At 71.2% G+C, this 19,192-nt stretch carries 17 protein-coding genes and 2 tRNA genes; 17 read left to right on the plus strand and 2 right to left on the minus strand.

Annotated elements, in window-relative coordinates; translation table 11 throughout:
* Positions 1–41: 41 nt before the first annotated feature.
* Positions 42–1,475 carry a GTPase ObgE gene (gene obgE, locus LCH29_RS34855; protein ID WP_446465679.1) on the plus strand — a complete coding sequence of 478 codons (1,434 nt, stop codon included), beginning with the start codon at positions 42–44 and terminating at the stop codon, positions 1,473–1,475.
* A 137-nt stretch (positions 1,476–1,612) separates the two neighbouring features.
* Here the strand turns inward: obgE and LCH29_RS34860 are convergent, their stop codons facing one another.
* The gene (locus tag LCH29_RS34860; RefSeq protein WP_446465680.1) at positions 1,613–3,700 is read right to left on the minus strand and encodes a hypothetical protein; all 2,088 of its coding nucleotides are present in this window, start codon (positions 3,698–3,700) and stop codon (positions 1,613–1,615) included.
* A gap of 385 nt (positions 3,701–4,085) precedes the next feature.
* On the opposite strand from LCH29_RS34860, the gene proB reads away from it, so the two are divergent.
* The 5 genes from proB (at position 4,086) to LCH29_RS34885 (ending at position 9,433) form a co-directional block, all read left to right on the plus strand.
* A complete protein-coding gene (gene proB, locus LCH29_RS34865; RefSeq protein WP_446465681.1) occupies positions 4,086–5,252 on the plus strand; it encodes a glutamate 5-kinase in 1,167 nt (388 codons plus the stop codon).
* A gap of 219 nt (positions 5,253–5,471) precedes the next feature.
* A complete protein-coding gene (locus tag LCH29_RS34870) occupies positions 5,472–5,963 on the plus strand; it encodes a hypothetical protein (protein ID WP_446465682.1) in 492 nt (163 codons plus the stop codon).
* A gap of 76 nt (positions 5,964–6,039) precedes the next feature.
* Positions 6,040–7,344: a glutamate-5-semialdehyde dehydrogenase gene (locus LCH29_RS34875; protein WP_446465683.1), complete on the plus strand. Its 1,305-nt coding sequence runs from the start codon at positions 6,040–6,042 to the stop codon at positions 7,342–7,344.
* Between the two features lie 105 nt (positions 7,345–7,449).
* Entirely contained in the window at positions 7,450–8,082 is a 633-nt protein-coding gene (locus tag LCH29_RS34880) for an SCO2584 family spore wall biosynthesis protein (protein ID WP_446465684.1), read from the plus strand.
* Between the two features lie 277 nt (positions 8,083–8,359).
* Positions 8,360–9,433 carry an SCO2583 family membrane protein gene (locus tag LCH29_RS34885; protein ID WP_446465685.1) on the plus strand — a complete coding sequence of 358 codons (1,074 nt, stop codon included), beginning with the start codon at positions 8,360–8,362 and terminating at the stop codon, positions 9,431–9,433.
* 4 nt (positions 9,434–9,437) lie between these two features.
* Here LCH29_RS34885 and LCH29_RS34890 read toward each other — a convergent pair whose 3' ends face one another.
* On the minus strand, positions 9,438–10,631 hold the full coding sequence (locus LCH29_RS34890; protein ID WP_446465686.1) for a M48 family metallopeptidase: 1,194 nt from the start codon (positions 10,629–10,631) through the stop codon (positions 9,438–9,440).
* Positions 10,632–10,735: 104 nt separating this feature from the next.
* On the opposite strand from LCH29_RS34890, the gene LCH29_RS34895 reads away from it, so the two are divergent.
* The 11 genes from LCH29_RS34895 to leuS all read left to right on the plus strand — a co-directional run bounded on the left by LCH29_RS34895 (position 10,736) and on the right by leuS (position 19,155).
* Positions 10,736–10,885, plus strand: a complete 150-nt coding sequence (locus tag LCH29_RS34895) for a hypothetical protein (protein WP_167542520.1) — start codon at positions 10,736–10,738, stop codon at positions 10,883–10,885.
* Between the two features lie 101 nt (positions 10,886–10,986).
* The gene (locus LCH29_RS34900) at positions 10,987–11,157 is read left to right on the plus strand and encodes a hypothetical protein (protein WP_039938999.1); all 171 of its coding nucleotides are present in this window, start codon (positions 10,987–10,989) and stop codon (positions 11,155–11,157) included.
* A gap of 61 nt (positions 11,158–11,218) precedes the next feature.
* Entirely contained in the window at positions 11,219–11,830 is a 612-nt protein-coding gene (nadD, locus tag LCH29_RS34905; RefSeq protein ID WP_446465687.1) for a nicotinate-nucleotide adenylyltransferase, read from the plus strand.
* A 10-nt stretch (positions 11,831–11,840) separates the two neighbouring features.
* Positions 11,841–13,631 carry an LCP family protein gene (locus tag LCH29_RS34910; RefSeq protein WP_446465688.1) on the plus strand — a complete coding sequence of 597 codons (1,791 nt, stop codon included), beginning with the start codon at positions 11,841–11,843 and terminating at the stop codon, positions 13,629–13,631.
* Between the two features lie 193 nt (positions 13,632–13,824).
* Positions 13,825–14,265, plus strand: coding sequence for a ribosome silencing factor (gene rsfS, locus LCH29_RS34915; protein ID WP_123101470.1), 441 nt, complete (start codon positions 13,825–13,827; stop codon positions 14,263–14,265).
* Between the two features lie 8 nt (positions 14,266–14,273).
* Positions 14,274–14,915: a histidine phosphatase family protein gene (locus LCH29_RS34920; RefSeq protein WP_446465689.1), complete on the plus strand. Its 642-nt coding sequence runs from the start codon at positions 14,274–14,276 to the stop codon at positions 14,913–14,915.
* Positions 14,916–15,012: 97 nt separating this feature from the next.
* Positions 15,013–15,085 (plus strand) — tRNA-Ala (locus LCH29_RS34925).
* Positions 15,086–15,412: 327 nt separating this feature from the next.
* Complete coding sequence (locus LCH29_RS34930; protein WP_179934253.1) at positions 15,413–15,571, plus strand: hypothetical protein; 159 nt, start codon at positions 15,413–15,415, stop codon at positions 15,569–15,571.
* A gap of 5 nt (positions 15,572–15,576) precedes the next feature.
* Positions 15,577–15,810, plus strand: coding sequence for a hypothetical protein (locus tag LCH29_RS34935; protein WP_009717962.1), 234 nt, complete (start codon positions 15,577–15,579; stop codon positions 15,808–15,810).
* Between the two features lie 105 nt (positions 15,811–15,915).
* Positions 15,916–15,988, plus strand: a tRNA-Ala gene (locus LCH29_RS34940).
* A 290-nt stretch (positions 15,989–16,278) separates the two neighbouring features.
* Positions 16,279–19,155, plus strand: a complete 2,877-nt coding sequence (leuS, locus tag LCH29_RS34945) for a leucine--tRNA ligase (RefSeq protein WP_446465690.1) — start codon at positions 16,279–16,281, stop codon at positions 19,153–19,155.
* The last annotated feature ends 37 nt before the right edge of the window (positions 19,156–19,192 follow it).

A 19,192-nucleotide genomic window follows, 5' to 3' on the forward strand; every position in this document is an offset into this window, starting at 1 on the left:
GACGACACCCCCGACCCCGTACGTATCTGGAGGCACCCGTCATGACCACCTTCGTGGACCGCGTCGAGCTGCACGTCGCCGCGGGTAACGGAGGCCACGGCTGCGCCTCCGTGCACCGCGAGAAGTTCAAGCCGCTCGGCGGCCCGGACGGCGGTAACGGCGGCCGGGGCGGCGATGTGATCCTGGTCGTCGACCAGTCGGTCACCACGCTGCTCGAGTACCACCACAGCCCGCACCGCAAGGCCACCAACGGCAAGCCCGGCGAGGGCGGCCACCGCTCCGGGAAGGACGGCAGCGACCTGGTCCTGCCGGTCCCGGACGGCACCGTCGTCCTCGACAAGCGGGGCAACGTCCTGGCCGACCTGATCGGCGAGGGCACCACCTACATCGCCGCCCAGGGCGGCCGCGGCGGCCTCGGCAACGCGGCCCTCGCCTCGGCCCGCCGCAAGGCCCCCGGCTTCGCGCTGCTGGGCGAGCCCGGTCACGCCGGGGACGTCGTCCTGGAGCTGAAGACCGTCGCGGACGTGGCCCTCGTCGGCTACCCCAGCGCCGGCAAGTCGTCGCTGATCTCGGTGCTCTCGGCCGCCAAGCCGAAGATCGCCGACTACCCCTTCACCACCCTGGTGCCCAACCTCGGCGTGGTGACGGCCGGTTCGACCGTCTACACCATCGCGGACGTGCCCGGCCTGATCCCGGGCGCCAGCCAGGGCAAGGGCCTCGGCCTGGAGTTCCTGCGCCACGTCGAGCGCTGCTCGGTGCTGGTGCACGTCCTGGACACCGCGGCCCTGGAGTCCGAGCGCGACCCGCTGACCGACCTCGACGTCATCGAGGCCGAACTCGCCGAGTACGGCGGTCTGGAGGACCGGCCCCGCCTCGTCGTCCTCAACAAGGTCGACATCCCCGACGGCAAGGACCTCGCCGACATCATCCGCCCCGACCTGGAGGCCCGCGGCTACCAGGTCTTCGAGGCGTCGGCGATCGCCCACCTCGGCCTCAAGGAGCTGTCGTTCGCCCTCGCGGACATCGTCGGGAAGGCGCGCGCGGCCAAGCCGAAGGAGGAGGCGACCAGGATCGTCATCCGCCCGAAGGCCGTCGACGACGCGGGCTTCAAGGTCGTCGCCGAGGACGGTTTCTACCGCGTCGTGGGCGAGAAGCCCGAACGCTGGGTCCACCAGACCGACTTCAACAACGACGAGGCCGTCGGCTATCTCGCCGACCGGCTGAACCGCCTCGGCGTCGAGGAGGAGCTGGTGAAGGCGGGCGCCCGCGCGGGCGACGAGGTCGTCATCGGCCCCGAGGACAACGCGGTCGTCTTCGACTGGGAGCCGACGCTGGCGGCGGGCGCCGAGATGCTGGGCCGCCGCGGTGAGGACCACCGCTTCGAGGCGCCCCGCCCGGCGGCGCAGCGGCGCCGCGACCGGGACGCGGAGCGGGACGACGCGGACGAGGAGTACGAGTCGTTCAAGCCGTTCTAGGTTTCCAGGGCCCGTGACGGGGCGGGCAAGCCCCCGTCACGGGCCCTGGCGGCCCCTCTCGGCCGCGACGGACCTGCCGGACGGCAAAAGGGCCCGGGAGCGATGCTCCCGGGCCCTTACGCGTAAGCCGGCGGTGCTCAGACCGTCGCCGTCTCCTCCGGCTCCGACGGTCCGGCCTCCATCTCCGTCTCCTCGGCCGCGTCCTGGGCCTCCCGCTGCGACGGGATCTCGTCGGCCAGCCGCGTGGCCATCCGCGCCCGCCGCTCGTCGGCCTTCCGGCACAGCGTCTGCGCGGCCTGGTCGAAGCGCACCAGGGACGGCGGGTCGGACGGGCCGAGCAGGTGCACCTTCAGCTCGGCGCGGGCCGGGGCGAGGGTGTCCTTCTCGGGCTCGCGGACGGCCTCCAGCAGCTCCGGAACCTCCGACGCCTCGGGCGTGAGGATCGTGGCGGCGCGCACCGTCGGGAAGTTCGCCCGGAACTCCTCCTCGGTCAGTCCGCTGGTGTTGGCCACCGCGTACGGCTTCTCGCTCGTCAGGTAGTCCGAGACGACGCTCGACACATCGCTGATCAGCACGTCGGCCTGGTTGAAGCAGGTGAAGATGGCCGGGCGCGGACCGGTGACGACCTGGTGCTCCCACTCCGGCAGCGACGCCCAGTAGGCGCTCTCCCAGGCGGCGGTGGCCGCCGCCACACCCGCGGCGCGGTTGTCGTCCGGGGTGCCCTGGAGCTTCATGCGCTCGATCTCGTCCGCGCTGCGGCGGAAGGACGTGCTGGTGAGCTGGTTCAGCTCCTCGGCGCGCCGGGTCAGCTCGGTCGCGGCCTCGGCGGGCGGACGGGCCCCGCCGCGCTTGGCGTTCGCCTCGGCGATCATGGCCTTGATGCGGTCGTTGGCGCGCCCGGCCCGCCGGTCGACGGAACCGGTCATCGGGTGCGGCTTGTACAGCAGGCGCACCTTGGGGTCGTCGAGGAGCTCGCGGACGATGTTCTCACCGGCCAGGATGACCGAGGTGTTGCCGGGGTTGCCGTCCCAGCCCTCCCAGGTCGGCGCGTACAGCACGGTGGTGTACTCGCCGGTCGGGGCGCCCGCGTAGGGGCGGATCGGCGCCAGCTGCGGACGGCCGACCTCCACGACGTCCTTGTCCTCGACGCCGATGTCGGCGAGCTGGTAGCGGTCGCGCGCGGCCGGGCCCGCGACCCACACCTCGTCGTACGCCTTGGCGTACGGGTTGCAGCTGGAGAGCTTGTCGCTCTCGCCGTGGTTGATGAACGCGTGCTTGATCGAGGGGATGCGCAGCACCTGCGAGGTCTTGCCCGAGTTGGCCGGGTGCAGCAGCACCTTGAGCGTCGAGTGCTCGATGCGCATCAGGTGGGCGACCTTGGGGAGGCAGACGATCGGGATGTCCGTCGCGTCGATCTTCTGCACCATGAACCGCTCGCGCAGCACGATGATGGGGTTGCCCTCGAGCGAGGCGAGCGTGGAGAGCCACATGTTCGCCTGGTACGCGGAGCTGGTGCCGCCGGAGAAGTACATGCCCACGGTCGGCTGGTACTCGGCCAGCCACGTGTCGAGCCACTCCAGGGCCTTCGCCTCGTTCACCACCCGCTTGCGCGGCAGCAGCCAGGTGGCCAGGTGGACGGTTCCGGCGATGCCGATGAGCAGGGCGGTCGAGAGGCCGACGGCTCCCCAGACACCGTTCTTGGTGCCGGCCGTGAGCAGCAGCCCGGCGGTGGCCGGGGTGGCGAGCCGCAGGATCCGGCGGCCGTGCTGGCGGGAGAAGAACCGCGGCGGGGCCTCGCTCAGCCGCAGCGCGGACGCGTCGATGTTGCGCGTGACGAACGGCAGCTGCCGGGTGCGGCGCACCATTATCGCGGCGGCCTGGCAGGCGAAGTGCACCACGTAGAAGAGCAGCAGCCCCACGGTCAGCGGTGCCTGCTCGTGCAGCGGATTGATTCCCTCGATCCGCAGCAGCCCGACCATGATGAGCATGTCGCGGAACAGCTGGCGCACCGTGATGTCGAAGCGGACCTTGCCCAGCAGCGACAGCAGACCGGGCTGCTTCTGCTGAAGGAAGAGATCGAGGGCGAGGCCGCACGCCGAGGCGGCGATGAAGAGCGGTACGTTCGGGAGCACGGCGCCGACGAGCTGTGTGGTGAAGAACACCACCATGGCGAGCAGCGCCGTGAGCTGTACGACCCGGCGTGGGGCGAATCCGGCAGAGGGCACGGGTTGGGCTCCTGGCGGGAGGGCGGTGGACGACTGGGGGGACCCCTGACCGTATGCCGCCGTCTGGCCCGGTGACAATCCGCGCAGGTGCCAACCGCCTCGAATCGGGTTCAAACGATTCCACGGGGCCGCGCCGCCATCTCACGGTGATCTCTCCGCGATCTTCCTGAGACCTGAGGCCCCGGGTGTCGGCCACTGCGTTCACGATGGTCGCGGCGGTCGCGGCGATCGCCGCGGCGAAATGGCCGGGCGGCCATGGGCCCGGCTCACGTAGATTGCCCCCTTGTCATGATGTGAGTGTGCAGGACACGCGTTTCCGCTTTCCGCGAGGTGCGCAGGTGCGCGTGAGAGCCGGGGACGAGCCCGGGATGAGCAGGGGAGAGGCGTGGCAGAGCAGGACGGGTCGGCGGTACGGGACGAGGTGGCCGCGGCCCGCAGGATCGTGGTCAAGGTCGGTTCGTCCTCCCTCACCACGGCGGCCGGAGGGCTGGACGCGGACCGGGTTGACGCGCTGGTGGACGTGCTCGCGAAGGTGCTCGGCCAGGACGCGGGCGGGGCCGGGGACGGCAAGGAAATAGTCCTGGTCTCCTCCGGGGCCATCGCCGCCGGACTCGCCCCCCTGGGCCTGGAGCGGCGTCCCCGCGACCTCGCCCGCCAGCAGGCCGCCGCGAGCGTCGGACAGGGCCTGCTGGTGGCCCGCTACACCGCCTCCTTCGCGCGCTACGGGCGCCGGGTCGGCCAGGTGCTGCTCACCACGGACGACACCAGCCGCCGCGCCCACTACCGCAACGCCACCCGGACCCTGGACCAGCTGCTGGCCATGGGCGCCCTGCCGATCGTCAACGAGAACGACACCGTGGCCACCGACGAGATCCGGTTCGGGGACAACGACCGGCTCGCGGCCCTGGTCGCCCATCTCGTACGGGCCGATCTGCTGGTGCTGCTCTCCGATGTGGACGGGCTGTACGACGGCGACCCCAGGACCCCCGGCACCTCGCGCATCGACGAGGTCAAGGGCCCCGGGGACCTCGCCGGGGTCACGGTCGGCAGCGCGGGCCGCTCCGGGGTCGGCACCGGCGGCATGGTCACCAAGGTCGAGGCCGCCCGGATCGCCGCCGCGGCCGGGGTCCCCGTGGTGCTCACCTCCGCCAGCCGGGCCGGGGACGCCCTGCTGGGCCGCCACACCGGTACGTACTTCCACCGCACCGGCCGCCGCTCGGCCGATCGCCTGCTGTGGCTCGCCCACGCCTCGGAACCCCGCGGCGCGCTCACCCTGGACGACGGGGCGGTGCGGGCCGTCGTGGAGCGCCGCACCTCGCTGCTGCCGGCGGGGATCGCGGCGGTGGAGGGCGAGTTCACCGCCGGGGACCCGGTCGAGCTGCGCGACACCGAGGGCCGCGCGGTGGCCCGCGGACTGGTGAACTTCGACGCCAAGGAGATCCCCCGGCTGATCGGCCGGTCGACCCGTGACCTTGCCCGCGAGCTGGGCCCCGCGTACGAGCGCGAGGTCGTGCACCGGGATGACCTGGTGGTGCTCCACCGCCACGGATGACACTCCGCTCGGGTCGCCTTCGCGCCCCGGAGGCGACCCGAGTCCCAAAAAAGGAGGGCTTACCTTCCGCAAAAACGCCCCGCCGCCGCGCGAGGACTGGTCAACTTTGTTCAACGGGGTCGCGCGGGCAGCGGGCCCGCGGTGGAGGTACAGCCAAGCACCACCGCCACAGTGCTCCGCCCGCGCGTGAGCGGAGCAGCGAGCTACAGGAGGCCGCCGGTGAGACGAGGGCGCCCGGGGGCGCCGCCCCGAGGGGCGGCGGAGCGCACCCTGACCAGTGTCGGGTTGAACGGTGTCGGTGCGAACGGCGCCGGGACGGGCGATGCCGGGACGGAGGACGCGCCGACGCAGGGCAAGCGACGCGTCGAGGTGTCCCGGCTGTGGCACATCACGCTGAGCGTCTCGGGTGCCGAGGCGCCGCTGCGGGAGGTCCGGCGCGCTCTGGAGCAGCTGGCCCATGACCACCCCTTCCTGCTGACCAGCCGCTACGCCAACGATCACGCCGAGATCCGCTACTGGGAAGAGGCGCGTGATCTGCACGACGCGGCGGCGGTGGCGCTGCGGCTGTGGGGCGAGCACCGTTCCACGGCCAAGCTGCCGCCTTGGGAGATCGTGGGGCTCGAGGTCATCGACCGTGATACCTATCACCAGCGCATCGCGGAGGGATACGGGCCGCCACCGGCGTCCCCGGTGGGTGTGCACCCCTTCTGATTCGAGATGTGAGAAGACCATCTCGAAGGGCGGAATACCCATCGGGTCGCCGCGCTCGGCTCAGTAGGCTGCTTGCATGACCAGCGCACCCACCTCGCCGCTCACCGACCCCTGGCCGAAGTCCCCGGTGCTCCAGACCGCCTACCGGGCGCGCGCCGCGGCCGTCGACCTCGCCCCGCTGCCGCGCGCCCTCAAGGACGACGCGCTGCTGGCGATGGCCGACGCGCTGGAGGTGCGGACGAAGGAGATCGTCGAGGCCAACGCCACCGATGTGGAGCGGGCCCGGGAGGCGGGCACGAGCGAGGCGATCGTCGACCGGCTGACCCTCACCCCGGAGCGGGTGCGGGCCATCGCCTCCGATGTCCGCGACGTGGTCGCGCTGCCGGACCCGGTCGGCGAGGTGGTGCGCGGTTCGACGCTGCCCAACGGCATCGACCTGCGCCAGGTGCGCGTCCCGCTGGGTGTCGTCGGCATCATCTACGAGGCCCGCCCGAACGTCACCGTGGACGCCGCCGCGCTGTGCCTGAAGTCGGGCAACGCCGTCCTGCTGCGCGGCTCTTCGTCGGCGTACCACTCGAACAGCGCGCTGGTGAAGGTGTTGCGCGACGCCGTCGGCGGCGCCGGACTGCCCGCGGACACCATTCAGTTGGTGCCGGGCGAGAGCAGGGAGTCGGTGCGCGAGCTGATGCGCGCCCGCGGCCTGGTGGACGTGCTGATTCCGCGCGGCGGTGCCTCGCTCATCCGCACGGTGGTCGAGGAGTCGACGGTTCCGGTCATCGAGACCGGCACCGGCAACTGCCATGTCTACGTGGACGCGCAGGCCGACCTCGACATGGCCGTGGACATCCTGGTGAACTCCAAGGCCCAGCGCCCCAGCGTGTGCAACGCGGCGGAGACGCTGCTGGTGCACCAGGACATCGCCGCGGAGTTCCTGCCGCGCGCCCTGGAGGCGCTGGCGGCGGCCGGTGTCACGGTGCACGCCGACGAGCGGGTGCAGGCGCTGGCAGAGGCCGAGGGGACGAAGGCCACGGTCGTCCCGGCGGCGATGGAGGACTGGGAGACCGAGTACCTGTCGTACGACATCGCCGCGGCGGTCGTGGACTCCCTGGAGGCCGCGGTGGCCCACATCGGCCTGTGGTCCTCCGGTCACACCGAGGCCATCGTCACGACGTCGCAGGCGGCCGCCCGCCGCTTCACCCAATTGGTGGACTCCACCACGGTCGCCGTGAACGCGTCCACGCGTTTCACGGACGGCAGCCAGTTCGGCTTCGGCGCCGAGATCGGCATCTCCACCCAGAAGCTCCACGCCCGGGGCCCGATGGGACTGCCCGAGCTGACGTCGACCAAGTACATCGTCACCGGCGACGGACACACGCGCTGAGTCACCCGTTCGGGGGATGGTCGAATCCGGAGGTCAACGGGTGGATCTTCCCCCGAATGCCATTTTGCCCTGCCCAAATTGACCCGTCCGGTCTACTCTGAATGGGTGCCGGACGACGTGGGGGGCAAGCCGTTCCCGGACGGCGACGAGCCCGACGAGCGCAGCCACGGAGAGGCGAACGACGAGTTCGCCACCGTGGTGTTCGACGAGGACTTCGTACGGTCCGCCGTCATCCATGAACCCACCGCCATCGAGCGGATGCTGGCCGCCGCGCAGGCCCGCGCCGAGGCCGAGGCGTCCCGGCGCAGCAGGGCCGGGGTGTCCCCCGAGGACGAGCTGTTCGACGACGCGTACGGTCCGGAGGCCGAGTTCGGGGACGGCCCGTACGACGACTATGCCGACCCGGACGGCCGCTTCGGCCCGGGCCGCGAGTTCGACGGCGCCTACGGCCCGTACGGGCGCTACGGGAGCGCCGGGCGGCCCTACCGCGGCCATGCCCGCTGGCACCGCCCCGTGGCCTGGCTGCTGGCCGTCCTGATGGGCATCGGGGTGGTCGCGCTGGCCTTCACGGCGGTCTACCGCGGCACCTCGGGCAACCGGCAGGACCCGACCCCGCCGCCCGCCACCAGCGGGGTCGACGGCACGCCCGCGGGGCGGCCGGGCAGCGTGCCGTCCATGCCGTCCAGGGCTGCCGAGCGCGAGGCACCGCCCGCCTCCATCGTGCCGCGCACTCCGTGACGGCGTCGTCCGTCACATCCCCCGTCACATTCCCGTAGGAGGTGTCTTGCCGGTCATGCCGGGCTCCCGACGCCGCTGTGACATCAGCCGCTGCCGCGGCGGGCGGCACCTCGCGGCCCCGCGCTCGTCGCACGCAGCGCGCCGCTCGCTGATCCGGCCTGACCGACAAGACACCCCTTAGCACGTCGCGCCCTATGCGGCGTTTCCTCCGCACTGTGCGTGAAGTTGTGGAGTACCACGGCGTTTACCGCTGCCCCCGGCGACCTACTCTTGAGGTATGACCGGGCGTGGAGACCCTCCCGAGGGGACACCCGAGGGCGTCCCGGGAGGTGGTGAGGACGAGTACCGCTCCGTCGTGTTCGACGAGTCCTTCGTTCGTGCTGCCCGGCTCCAGGAATTCTCCGCCCAGGAGCGCATGGACGACCACTCCCGCGCGGTGCGCGCCCGCCACGCCTGGGCCCGCGCCGGGGCGTCGCGGCAGGCCGTCGTCCTCGTCCTGCTGATCGCCTTCGCCTTCGCGGCGGCCGTCTACATGGGCGTACGCCACCCCTACCAGGCCCCCGAGCCGCAGGCCGTCGAGCCGCTGCGCAGCAGCGTGGTGCCGCTCTCGCCGCGCGGTGAGGTGCCCGGCGGGCGGCCCGCGGAGCTGTTCCGGGAGAGCCCGGCCGCCCAGTTCCGCGTCGGCGCCGAGGGGGTCACCCTGCCCGCCGTGCGGCGCACCCAGGGGTTCTCGGAGAGCCAGGTGATGACGGCGCTCACCACGGCCAAGGACTACGTGGTGAAGTCCGCCCTCGACCCGGGTGTGCTCACCGGCGGCCCGGTGCAGACGGTGCGGCTGCTGCTCGACCCCGCCCAGCAGATCCAGTTCGACCAGAGCTTCGAACACCCGGTCGACGACGGCCGCCATGCGGCCACCGGCTGGCTGACTCGCTTCAACCCGGCCGAGGTGACGCTGGCCAACGCCCCGGTGCGGGTGCGCGGCACGCTGACGGTCGTCGAGCGCACCCCCTCGACCCTGGAGGTCAGCGCCGACCACGTCTTCGTCTACGCGATCCAGCGGGCCCACGAGCGGGCCCCGGACCACGCCTCGCTGTACACGGTGCGCCGGGAGACCCGGTTCCGCTTCGACCGCAGCGATCTGCGCGACCACCGGGTGGAGCTGGTGCACAGCTCCGTGCTGGCGGGCCCGCAGGCGTGCTCCGCGAACGCCGCCGGCTATCTGCGGCCGCTGGTGGCCGGGCAGACCGTCCGGAACGACTCCCCGATGGGCACCGACCCCTACGCCCCGGGCCGTACCCCGGTCTCCCTCTGCGGCGTGCTCTCCCCGGGCACGCAGCCCACCAGCCCGTAGACCCTCAGGAGCGGGGCGGTCCGTCCCCCTCGGAACCCTCCCGGCCGTCGTGGTCGTCCCGGCCCTCCCCGCCGTCCCGGCCTTCCTGACCGTCCCGCGGGGGCGTGCCCTCGGTGGTGTCCCCGCCCGGCCTGCCGCCGCCCGTGAACCGGTCGCGCAGCTTGCTGCCCAGGTCCCCGGCGCCGCCCGCCACGTCCCGTACGAACGCGATCAGCGGGTCCTTGCTGGTGCGGACCGACTCCGCGTAGTGGCTCGCCGACTCCCGGAAGGAGTCGCCGACCGAGGTGTCCTTGTCCTCCTCGCGGCGCGGGTAGTGGCCGTCCATGAGCCGCTGGAAGTCCCGGCTCGCGGCCCACTTCTTCAGCTCGGCGGCGCGCACGGTGGTGAACGGGTGGCTGCGCGGCAGCATGTTCAGGATCTTGAGTACGGAGTCCCGCAGATCGCCGCTGTTCTCGTACTCCTCGGCCTGCTCCAGGAAGGCGTCCACGTTCATCTCGTGCAGATGGTGGCCGCCCGCGAGCTTCATCAGCCCGCGCATCGAGGCCCGCAGATCCTGCCCGACCAGTAGCCCCGCCCGGTCCGCCGACAGCTCCGACTTGCGGAACCACTCGCGCAGCGCCGTCACCAGGGCCAGTACCGCCACATTGCCGAGCGGGATCCAGGCGACCTTCAGCGCGAGGTTGGTCAGGAACAGCAGTATCGTCCGGTAGACGGCGTGCCCGGACAGCGCGTGGCCCACCTCGTGGCCGATGACCGCCCGCATCTCCTGCTCGTCGAGCAGCTCCACCAGCCCGGTGGTCAGCACGATGATCGGCGCGTCCATGCCGATGCACATCGCGTTCGGCTTCGGGTCCTGGGTGACGTACATCGCCGGGACCTGCTCCAGGTCGAGGATGTAGCAGGCGTCCCGCAGCATGTCGTGGAGATGGGCGAACTGCCGGTCGCTCACCCGCACCGAATCGGACAGGTACAGCAGCCGCAGGCTGCGCTCGGGCAGCAGCCCGCTCAGCGCCTTGAAGACGGTGTCGAAGCCGGTCAGCTTGCGCAGCGCGACCAGCGCCGAGCGGTCGGCCGGATGCTCGTACGCCCGCGAGGAAATGCCCGGAAAGCGCCGCCTCTCGCGGCTGGGCACATGCTCACGTCCCTCTCCGGTGCCGCTCCCGTCGCCGCCGGTCCCGTGCGTATGGCTGTCGCTCATTGGTCCCCCTCGTGCGGACTGTTTCGCCGGACTGCCTCGGTCGTGCCCGTCCCCCTGGCGGACCCCACCTTAGGCCCTGCACGGCAGGGGGCTAGCGTGGAGACATGCCCGATATGACTGGCCTCACCGCCGTGCTCGCCGCCACTTCCAAGGACCAGGGGCCGGGAGCGCTGCTGCGCACCGTCATCGTCGTCGGCGTCGTGGGATCCGTCCTGGTCGCCTGGTTCCTGCTGCGCGGGTACAAACAGGACTGAGAGCGGGCTCAAGGGCGGACTGAGAGCAAGCCCGGAATCCGGCTCGCATACGATGTTGCGGACGTGACGTGACGCCGAGACCCGGATAGGTATCGCCTGCGATGAGCGCTTTCAGCACCGCACATGCCGCCCTGACCACCCTCGCGGCCGAGGGCGGTGAGCACCACACCGATACTCACCCGAGCATCAGCCCCTTCATGACCGGTGGTGCGGCTCTCGTCATCCTGTTCCTGTTGCTGTGGATCACCACGCGCTTCAACCGGGACCGCTGACCTCAAGGCCGTTGCCTCTTCGGGCCCCGGTTTCGAGCCGGGCCCAGTAGGGTCTGCACGCATGGAAGAGGAGAAGGGGCCGGCCAAGCGGCGGCTCGGTGTGATGGGCGGGACGTTCGACCCGATCCATCACGGTCACCTGGTCGCGGCGAGCGAGGTGGCGGCGCAGTTCCACCTGGACGAGGTCGTGTTCGTGCCGACCGGGCAGCCGTGGCAGAAGAGCCACAAAAAGGTTTCCCCGGCCGAGGACCGCTATCTGATGACGGTCATCGCGACCGCGTCGAATCCGCAGTTCTCGGTCAGCCGCATCGACATCGACCGCGGCGGTGCGACGTACACCACCGACACGCTCCGGGATCTGCGCGCGCTGAACGGTGACGCGGACCTGTTCTTCATCACCGGAGCGGACGCGCTCGCCCAGATCCTCACCTGGCGCGATGCCGAAGTGCTGTTCTCGCTCGCCCACTTCATCGGCGTGACGCGGCCCGGGCACATACTGGCCGACCCGGGGTTGCCGGAGGGCGGGGTGTCGCTGGTCGAGGTGCCGGCGCTGGCGATCTCGTCGTCGGACTGCCGGGCGCGTGTCGCACACGGCGAACCCGTCTGGTACCTGGTGCCGGACGGTGTGGTGCGGTACATCGACAAGCGAGAGCTGTACCGGCACGACTGCTGAAGGGGTACCGGTGAACGACGGACAGGACCCGTACGACCCGTACGCGCGGGATCCGTATGCCCAGGAGCCGCAGATCTACGGCTACGACGCCTATGGGCAGCCGGTGTACCAGCCGCAGGGTTACGACCCGTCGTCGTACTACGGGCAGCAGCAGGGGCAGCAGGACGGCTACGGCTACGGGTACGACCCGTACGGCCAGGCCGCCCAGCAGGCGCAGCAGGCCCCGGCGCAGCATCCGCAGACGCAGCCGTACGACCCGTACTACGGACAGCAGCAGCCCTATCCGCAGCAGGGGCAGCAGGAGCAGTACGTCCAGCAGCAGGGACAGCAGGGGCAGTACGTCCAGCAGGGCTACGACTACGCGGCGCCCGCGCAGTCCGCCCGGCCCGCCGCGCCCGAGGATGACGAGCCGAACCCGTACGAGGAGCTGGCCGAGCTGGACCGGCAGGAGCCGTCCTCCGGCGCCCCGGCCGCGGCTCCTGCCCCGGCTCCCGGCGGGGCCGGTGGCGCGGGGAAGTCCGGCCCGGACGCGGAGGGCGAGGCGTACCGCACCGAGCAGTTCTCCTTCGTCGAGGACCCCGACGAGGACTCCGAAGACGTCATCGACTGGCTGAAGTTCGCCGAGACCCGCTCCGAGCGGCGTGACGAGCGCCGCCGCAAGGGCCGCAACCGGTTCGTCGCGCTCGTCGTGGTGCTGGTCCTGGCCGCCGTGGGCGGGGTCGGCTACCTCTGGTACGCGGGCAAGCTGCCCGGTCTCTCCGCCGACGGCGATGCCCAGGCGGCGGCCGGTGGCGCGCAGAAGCGGGACGTGATCGTCGTCCATCTGCGCGAGCTGAAGGGCGGCCGTACGTCCACCGCGCTGCTGGTGGACAACGAGACCACCAAGAAGGGCACCACCGTCCTGCTGCCGAACGCGCTGTCCGTCTCCACCGAGGACGGTGGCTCCACCACGCTCGGCAAGTCGGTGACCGACGAGGGTTCCGACGCCACCCGGGAGTCCCTGTCCACCCTGCTGGGCTCGAAGATCCAGGGCACCTGGCGGCTGGACACGCCCTATCTGGAGAACCTCGTCGAGCTGGTCGGCGGCATCACCCTGGACACCGACACCACCGTCCCGTCCGCCCGGAAGGGCGAGAGCCCGCTGGTCAAGCGGGGCAAGGAGCAGGTGCTGAGCGGTCAGGCGGCTGTGGCGTACGCCACCTACCGGGCCCCGGGCGAGGCGCAGACCAAGCAGCTCGCGCGGTTCGGCCAGGTCATGGACGCCACCCTGAAGAAGGTCTCCAGCGACACCGATGGCGCCACCAAGACCGTCGAGCAGCTGGCGCAGATCCCCGACCCGTCGCTGTCCGAGCAGCAGCTCGGCGCCTCGCTGGCGCGGCTCGCCGGGCAGGCCAAGGGCGGCGACTACGACACGATGACGCTGCCGATCCAGGGCGACGGGACGCTCAGCAGCCGGGCGACGGACCGGGTGGTCAAGAGCGTCCTCGGTGGCACGGTGAAGAACACCGAGCCGGGCTCCGCGGCACGGGTGAGCGTGACCAGCGCCGGCGGGGGCAAGGACGCCTCGGGCGCCGCCCGGGTCGCGCTGGTCAACGGCGGTTTCACGGTCGTCGCCGCCACCGAGGGCGGCACTCCGCAGCAGACCTCGCGGGTGACGTACGCGGACGCCGAGCAGGCCGGACAGGCCAAGGAGGTCGCCAAGACCCTCGGACTGCCCGCGACCTCGGTCACCAAGGGCAAGGGCGCCGCCAACGCGGACGTGACGGTGGTCCTCGGCGCGGACTACGACCACCAGGGCTGACCGCGCCCGCGGGGCGGCCCTGGCATCACGGGCGGCCGTGCGTCACGTCCGGGCGCCACGGGCGGCGGGGGAGCCGGAAGAGTCAGGAGAGTCACGGTGGTCACGGGGGAATGGCCGAGAGCCGTGACGGTGGGGCGTGAGACCCTTGGGGTGCCAGACCCTGAGGGTCCCCACCGACCGGAAAGCCTCGCCTGTGACCGCCACGGACCGCTCCATCGAGCTCATCAACGCCGCCGCCCAGGCGGCCGCCGACAAGCTCGCGCACGACATCATCGCGTACGACGTCAGCGACGTGCTCTCGATCACCGACGCCTTCCTGCTGGCCTCGGCGCCCAACGACCGCCAGGTGAAGTCGATCGTCGACGAGATCGAGGAGCGGCTGAACAAGGACCTCGGTGCCAAGCCGGTCCGCCGCGAGGGCGACCGCGAGGCCCGCTGGGTGCTGCTGGACTACGTGGACGTCGTGGTGCACGTGCAGCACAGCGAGGAGCGGGTCTTCTACGCCCTGGAGCGGCTGTGGAAGGACTGCCCGCAGCTGGAGCTGCCCGCCGACGCCCAGGCCACCCGCGGCAAGGCGGAGGAGTACGCGCAGGCCCAGGGCCCGGACGGCGGTGCGGGCGGTGAGTTGAGCTGAACGGCACCATGAGCGGCCGCGGCCGCCGCATAGTCCTGTGGCGGCACGGCCAGACGGCCTGGAACATCGAGCGCCGTTTCCAGGGCTCCCTGGACATCGAGCTGACCGACACCGGCGTCGCGCAGGCCCACCGCGCGGCCCGGCTGCTGGCCGGACTGCGGCCGGACGCGATCATCGCCTCCGACCTGAAGCGAGTCATGGCGACCGCCGCCGAGCTGGCGGCCGTGACCGGGCTCACGGTCGACCACTACGCCGGGTTGCGGGAGACCTACGCCGGTGAGTGGCAGGGGCTCACGCACGAGGAGATCATCGAGCGGTTCGGCGAGCAGTACGCGGCGTGGAAGCGCGGCGAGCCCGTGCGGCGCGGCGGCGGCGAGCTGGAGTCCGAGGTCGCCGACCGGGCGGCGCCGGTCGTGCAGGAAGCCGCCGAGAAGCTGCCCGACGGCGGCACGCTCGTGGTGGTCAGCCACGGCGGCACGATCCGCACCACGATCGGGCGGCTGCTCGGCCTGGAGTCGCACACCTGGGAGGCGCTCGGCGGCCTCTCGAACTGCTGCTGGTCGGTGCTGGGCGAGGGCGCGCGCGGCTGGCGGCTCCTGGAGCACAACGCCGGATCCCTCCCCGAGCCCGTCCTCGGCGACGACGCCTAGGCGACGACCAGCAGACCCCTCCCGGCTCGATTTCCTTTTCCGGCTGGTCACCGGCTAAGCTCCTTCTTGTTCGAAGCGCAGCGGCGCGGAGAGCAGCGGGGCTATAGCTCAGTTGGTAGAGCGCCTGCATGGCATGCAGGAGGTCAGGAGTTCAATTCTCCTTAGCTCCACAGATGGCGGCGATCCCGTCTCCCGGTGAGGGAGGCGGGATCGCCGCTTTTGTGCGCGGTGACCCGTCTCGCTCGTGACCGCCCCCCGTTGACGTCGGCTCAACTCGGCCTGTCGCCGGGGTGGCTGGGTTCGGTGCGATCTTCCTGGGTAGGTTGGACGACACCGCGCCGAGCGCGTGAGCTCGGCGGAAGTGGCGGTGTGCGGGGCGCTTGTGAGTCTGGTGAGGCGTCTGTTGCATCTCCGCTGACCTGGGCGTCGCCCCGTGGCAGAATCGGACCGCCGGCGGGGGCGCAGGGCCGATAGTCCGATGGGGAGGGACGGGTGGGATGCCGACCAGCATCCTCGACGCGTTCGAGGACCTTTCCGAGACAGCTCGGGAGGGCATCGAATGCCCGTCCTGCGGCTCCGGCAACGTGGCTCAGGTACTCGGTGACAACGGCGGTGTTTCCTACGTGTGTACGGCCTGCGGCCACAGCTGGAGCTGAGTGACATGGGAGCACACAGCCGGAAATGTGACTGGTGCGGCGGCGGCACACCCATCGTCCGCGACATGGAGCCGCTCAACTCCGACTATCAGTACTGGTGCGCGGAGTGCGCCCAGGCGCTGATCATCAAGGGCGACCCGATCGAGACGTACCGGGAGCTGGAGGGCGAGCCGATCTACGGTCGGCTCCTCGAAGAGCACTGCACGCTGAAGCGTTTCTACTCGTTCGCGACGGCGTGAGGGGCTCGGGGCAGGACCCCGCGGCAATCGATTTGGCTAAAGCCCGGGGCGTCCGTGTAATGTAGGCGATGCCGCCGAGGGGAACCGGGCGGAACAGCAAGACCTGGGGCTATAGCTCAGTTGGTAGAGCGCCTGCATGGCATGCAGGAGGTCAGGAGTTCAATTCTCCTTAGCTCCACAATCCCAGGAGCGGGCCGTCCGATGCGGACGGCCCGCTTCTCCATTCCCCGCCTGCTCCCCGCCCGCGTACTACCTCGATGCGGGTCCTCGGTGTCCTGCGGTAACCTGACCCCATGCGTGCCGTACGCCTTCTGCTTAGCGGGCCGCGCTGATCAGTCCCGACCGCGATCATCTCCGGTCGGCATCGGCGCGGCGTCCCCTCCTGTGCGAGGGGCCTTTTTGTTTCACCGGACAAGAGGGAATCGGCCTGTACCGCGGGCAGAGACGACCAATGGAGCTTTGAGGATCATGAGCGAGACCAATGCCGCAGCCGAGGTGGCCGCGCCGCACCGCTACACGGCCGCGCTGGCCGCTGACATCGAGGCCCGCTGGCAGGACTTCTGGGACGCGAACGGCACGTATGACGCGCCCAACCCGGGCGGCGACCTGACCGGTGACGCCGACGTCGTGGCCCGGCCGAAGAAGTTCGTCATGGACATGTTCCCGTACCCCTCGGGGGCGGGGCTGCACGTGGGCCATCCGCTGGGCTACATCGCCACCGATGTGTACGCCCGCTACCACCGCATGACGGGCCACAACGTCCTGCACACCCTGGGCTTCGACGCCTTCGGCCTGCCCGCCGAGCAGTACGCGGTGCAGACCGGCACCCACCCCCGGGTCAGCACCGAGGCCAACATCGTCAACATGCGGCGCCAGCTGCGCCGCCTGGGCCTGGGCCACGACCCGCGCCGCTCCTTCGCCACGATCGACCCGGACTACTACAAGTGGACCCAGTGGATCTTCCTGCGGATCTTCAATTCCTGGTACGACCCGGAGGCGAAGAAGGCGCGCCCGATCGACACCCTGGCCGCGCAGTTCGCCTCCGGTGAGCGCGCCACCCCCGACGGGCGCCCCTGGGACGGGCTGACCGAGGCCGAGCGCGCCGACATCCTGGGCGAATACCGCCTGGCGTACGCCTCGGACGCGCCCGTCAACTGGTGTCCGGGGCTGGGCACCGTGCTGGCCAACGAGGAGGTCACCGCCGACGGCCGCTCCGAGCGCGGCAACTTCCCGGTCTTCAAGGCCAAGCTGCGCCAGTGGAACATGCGGATCACCGCCTACGCGGACCGGCTGCTGGACGACCTGGACGCGCTGGACTGGCCCGAGGCCATCAAGCTCCAGCAGCGCAACTGGATCGGCCGCAGCGAGGGCGCCCGGGTCGACTTCCCGGTGCAGGACCACCCCGACGCGAAGATCACGGTCTTCACCACCCGCCAGGACACCCTGTTCGGCGCGACCTACATGGTGCTGGCGCCCGAGCACGACCTGGTCGACTCCATCGTCCCGGCCGCCTGGCCCGAGGGCACCCACGACGTGTGGACCGGCGGGCACGCCACCCCGGCCGCCGCCGTCGACGCCTACCGCAAGCAGGCCGCGGCCAAGTCGGACGTGGAGCGGCAGGCCGAGGCCAAGGACAAGACCGGCGTCTTCACCGGTGCGTACGCGGTCAACCCGGTCAGCGGCGACCGGGTGCCGGTCTTCATCGCCGACTACGTGCTGATGGGCTACGGCACCGGCGCGATCATGGCCGTTCCGGCGCACGACGGCCGTGACTTCGCCTTCGCCCGCGCCTTCGAGCTGCCGATGCGCTGCGTCGTCGAGCCCTCGGACGACCGCGGCACCGACCCGTCGACCTGGGATGACGCGTTCGCCTCGTACGACGCCAAGATCGTCAACTCGGCGGGTGAGGGCGTCTCCCTGAACGGCCTGGGCGTGACCGAGGCCAAGGCCCGGATCACCGAGTGGCTGGAGGCCCGCTCCATCGGCGAGGGCACCGTCAACTTCCGGCTGCGCGACTGGCTGTTCAGCCGCCAGCGCTACTGGGGCGAGCCCTTCCCGATCGTCTACGACGAGGACGGCGTGGCTCACGCGCTGCCCGAGTCGATGCTGCCGCTGGAGCTGCCCGAGGTCGAGGACTACTCGCCGCGCACCTTCGACCCCGACGACGCCGACACCTCCCCGGAGACCCCGCTGTCCCGGAACGAGGAGTGGGTGAACGTGGTGCTGGACCTGGGCGACGGACGCGGCCCGCGGCCGTTCCGCCGCGAGACCAACACCATGCCCAACTGGGCCGGCTCCTGCTGGTACGAGCTGCGCTACCTGGACCCGCACAACAGCGAGCAGCTGGTCGACCCCGGCACCGAGCGCTACTGGATGGGCCCGCGCGACGGTCAGCCGCACGGCGGCGTCGACCTGTACGTCGGCGGCGCCGAGCACGCCGTGCTGCACCTGCTGTACGCCCGCTTCTGGTCCAAGGTGCTGTTCGACCTGGGGCACGTCTCGTCGGCCGAGCCGTTCCACAAGCTGTACAACCAGGGCATGATCCAGGCGTACGTCTACCGGGACAGCCGCGGCATCGCCGTCCCGGCCGCCGAGGTCGAGGAGCGCGACGGGGCGTACTGGTACGAGGGCGAGAAGGTCACCCGTCTGCTGGGCAAGATGGGCAAGTCCCTGAAGAACGCCGTCACCCCGGACGAGATCTGCGCCGAGTACGGTGCCGACACGCTGCGCCTGTACGAGATGGCCATGGGCCCGCTGGACGTCTCGCGCCCCTGGGACACCCGCGCGGTCGTCGGCCAGTACCGGCTGCTCCAGCGGCTGTGGCGGAACGTCGTGGACGAGGCCACCGGCGAGGTCTCCGTCGTCGACGCGGAGCCCGACGAGGACACGCTGCGCGCCCTGCACAAGGCGATCGACGGGGTCCGCCAGGACATGGCGGGGCTGCGCTTCAACACCGCCATCGCCAAGATCACCGAGCTGAACAACCACGTCACCAAGGTGCGCGAGGTGCCGCGCTCGATCGCCGAGCGGCTGGTGCTGCTGATCGCGCCGCTGGCCCCGCACATCGCCGAGGAGCTGTGGCGCAAGCTGGGCCACGACGCGTCGGTCGTCCACGAGCCGTTCCCGGTCGCCGACCCGGCGTACGTCGTGGACGAGACGGTGACCTGCGTGGTCCAGGTCAAGGGCAAGGTCAAGGCCCGGCTGGAGGTCGCCCCGTCGGTCTCCGACGAGGAGCTGGAGGCGCAGGCCCTGGGCGACCCGGCGGTGGTCGCGGCGCTGAACGGCGCGGGCATTCGCAAGGTCATCGTGCGAGCGCCGAAGCTGGTGAACATCGTCCCGGCCTGACGGCTCGGGGATGACCCGTAAGGGCGGGCTGGGGGTT

This window comes from Streptomyces sp. BRA346, assembly GCF_052851135.1.

What these genes read in the sequence shown, in the direction of transcription:
- obgE (WP_446465679.1), top strand. Translation starts at nt 42, where the DNA reads ATGACCACCTTCGTGGACCGCGTCGAGCTGCACGTCGCCGCGGGTAAC.
- LCH29_RS34875 (WP_446465683.1), top strand. Translation starts at nt 6,040, where the DNA reads ATGACCAGCGCACCCACCTCGCCGCTCACCGACCCCTGGCCGAAGTCC.
- LCH29_RS34885 (WP_446465685.1), top strand. Translation starts at nt 8,360, where the DNA reads ATGACCGGGCGTGGAGACCCTCCCGAGGGGACACCCGAGGGCGTCCCG.
- LCH29_RS34890 (WP_446465686.1), bottom strand. Translation starts at nt 10,631, where the DNA reads ATGAGCGACAGCCATACGCACGGGACCGGCGGCGACGGGAGCGGCACC.
- LCH29_RS34895 (WP_167542520.1), top strand. Translation starts at nt 10,736, where the DNA reads ATGCCCGATATGACTGGCCTCACCGCCGTGCTCGCCGCCACTTCCAAG.
- LCH29_RS34900 (WP_039938999.1), top strand. Translation starts at nt 10,987, where the DNA reads ATGAGCGCTTTCAGCACCGCACATGCCGCCCTGACCACCCTCGCGGCC.
- nadD (WP_446465687.1), top strand. Translation starts at nt 11,219, where the DNA reads ATGGAAGAGGAGAAGGGGCCGGCCAAGCGGCGGCTCGGTGTGATGGGC.
- LCH29_RS34920 (WP_446465689.1), top strand. Translation starts at nt 14,274, where the DNA reads ATGAGCGGCCGCGGCCGCCGCATAGTCCTGTGGCGGCACGGCCAGACG.
- LCH29_RS34930 (WP_179934253.1), top strand. Translation starts at nt 15,413, where the DNA reads ATGCCGACCAGCATCCTCGACGCGTTCGAGGACCTTTCCGAGACAGCT.
- LCH29_RS34935 (WP_009717962.1), top strand. Translation starts at nt 15,577, where the DNA reads ATGGGAGCACACAGCCGGAAATGTGACTGGTGCGGCGGCGGCACACCC.
- leuS (WP_446465690.1), top strand. Translation starts at nt 16,279, where the DNA reads ATGAGCGAGACCAATGCCGCAGCCGAGGTGGCCGCGCCGCACCGCTAC.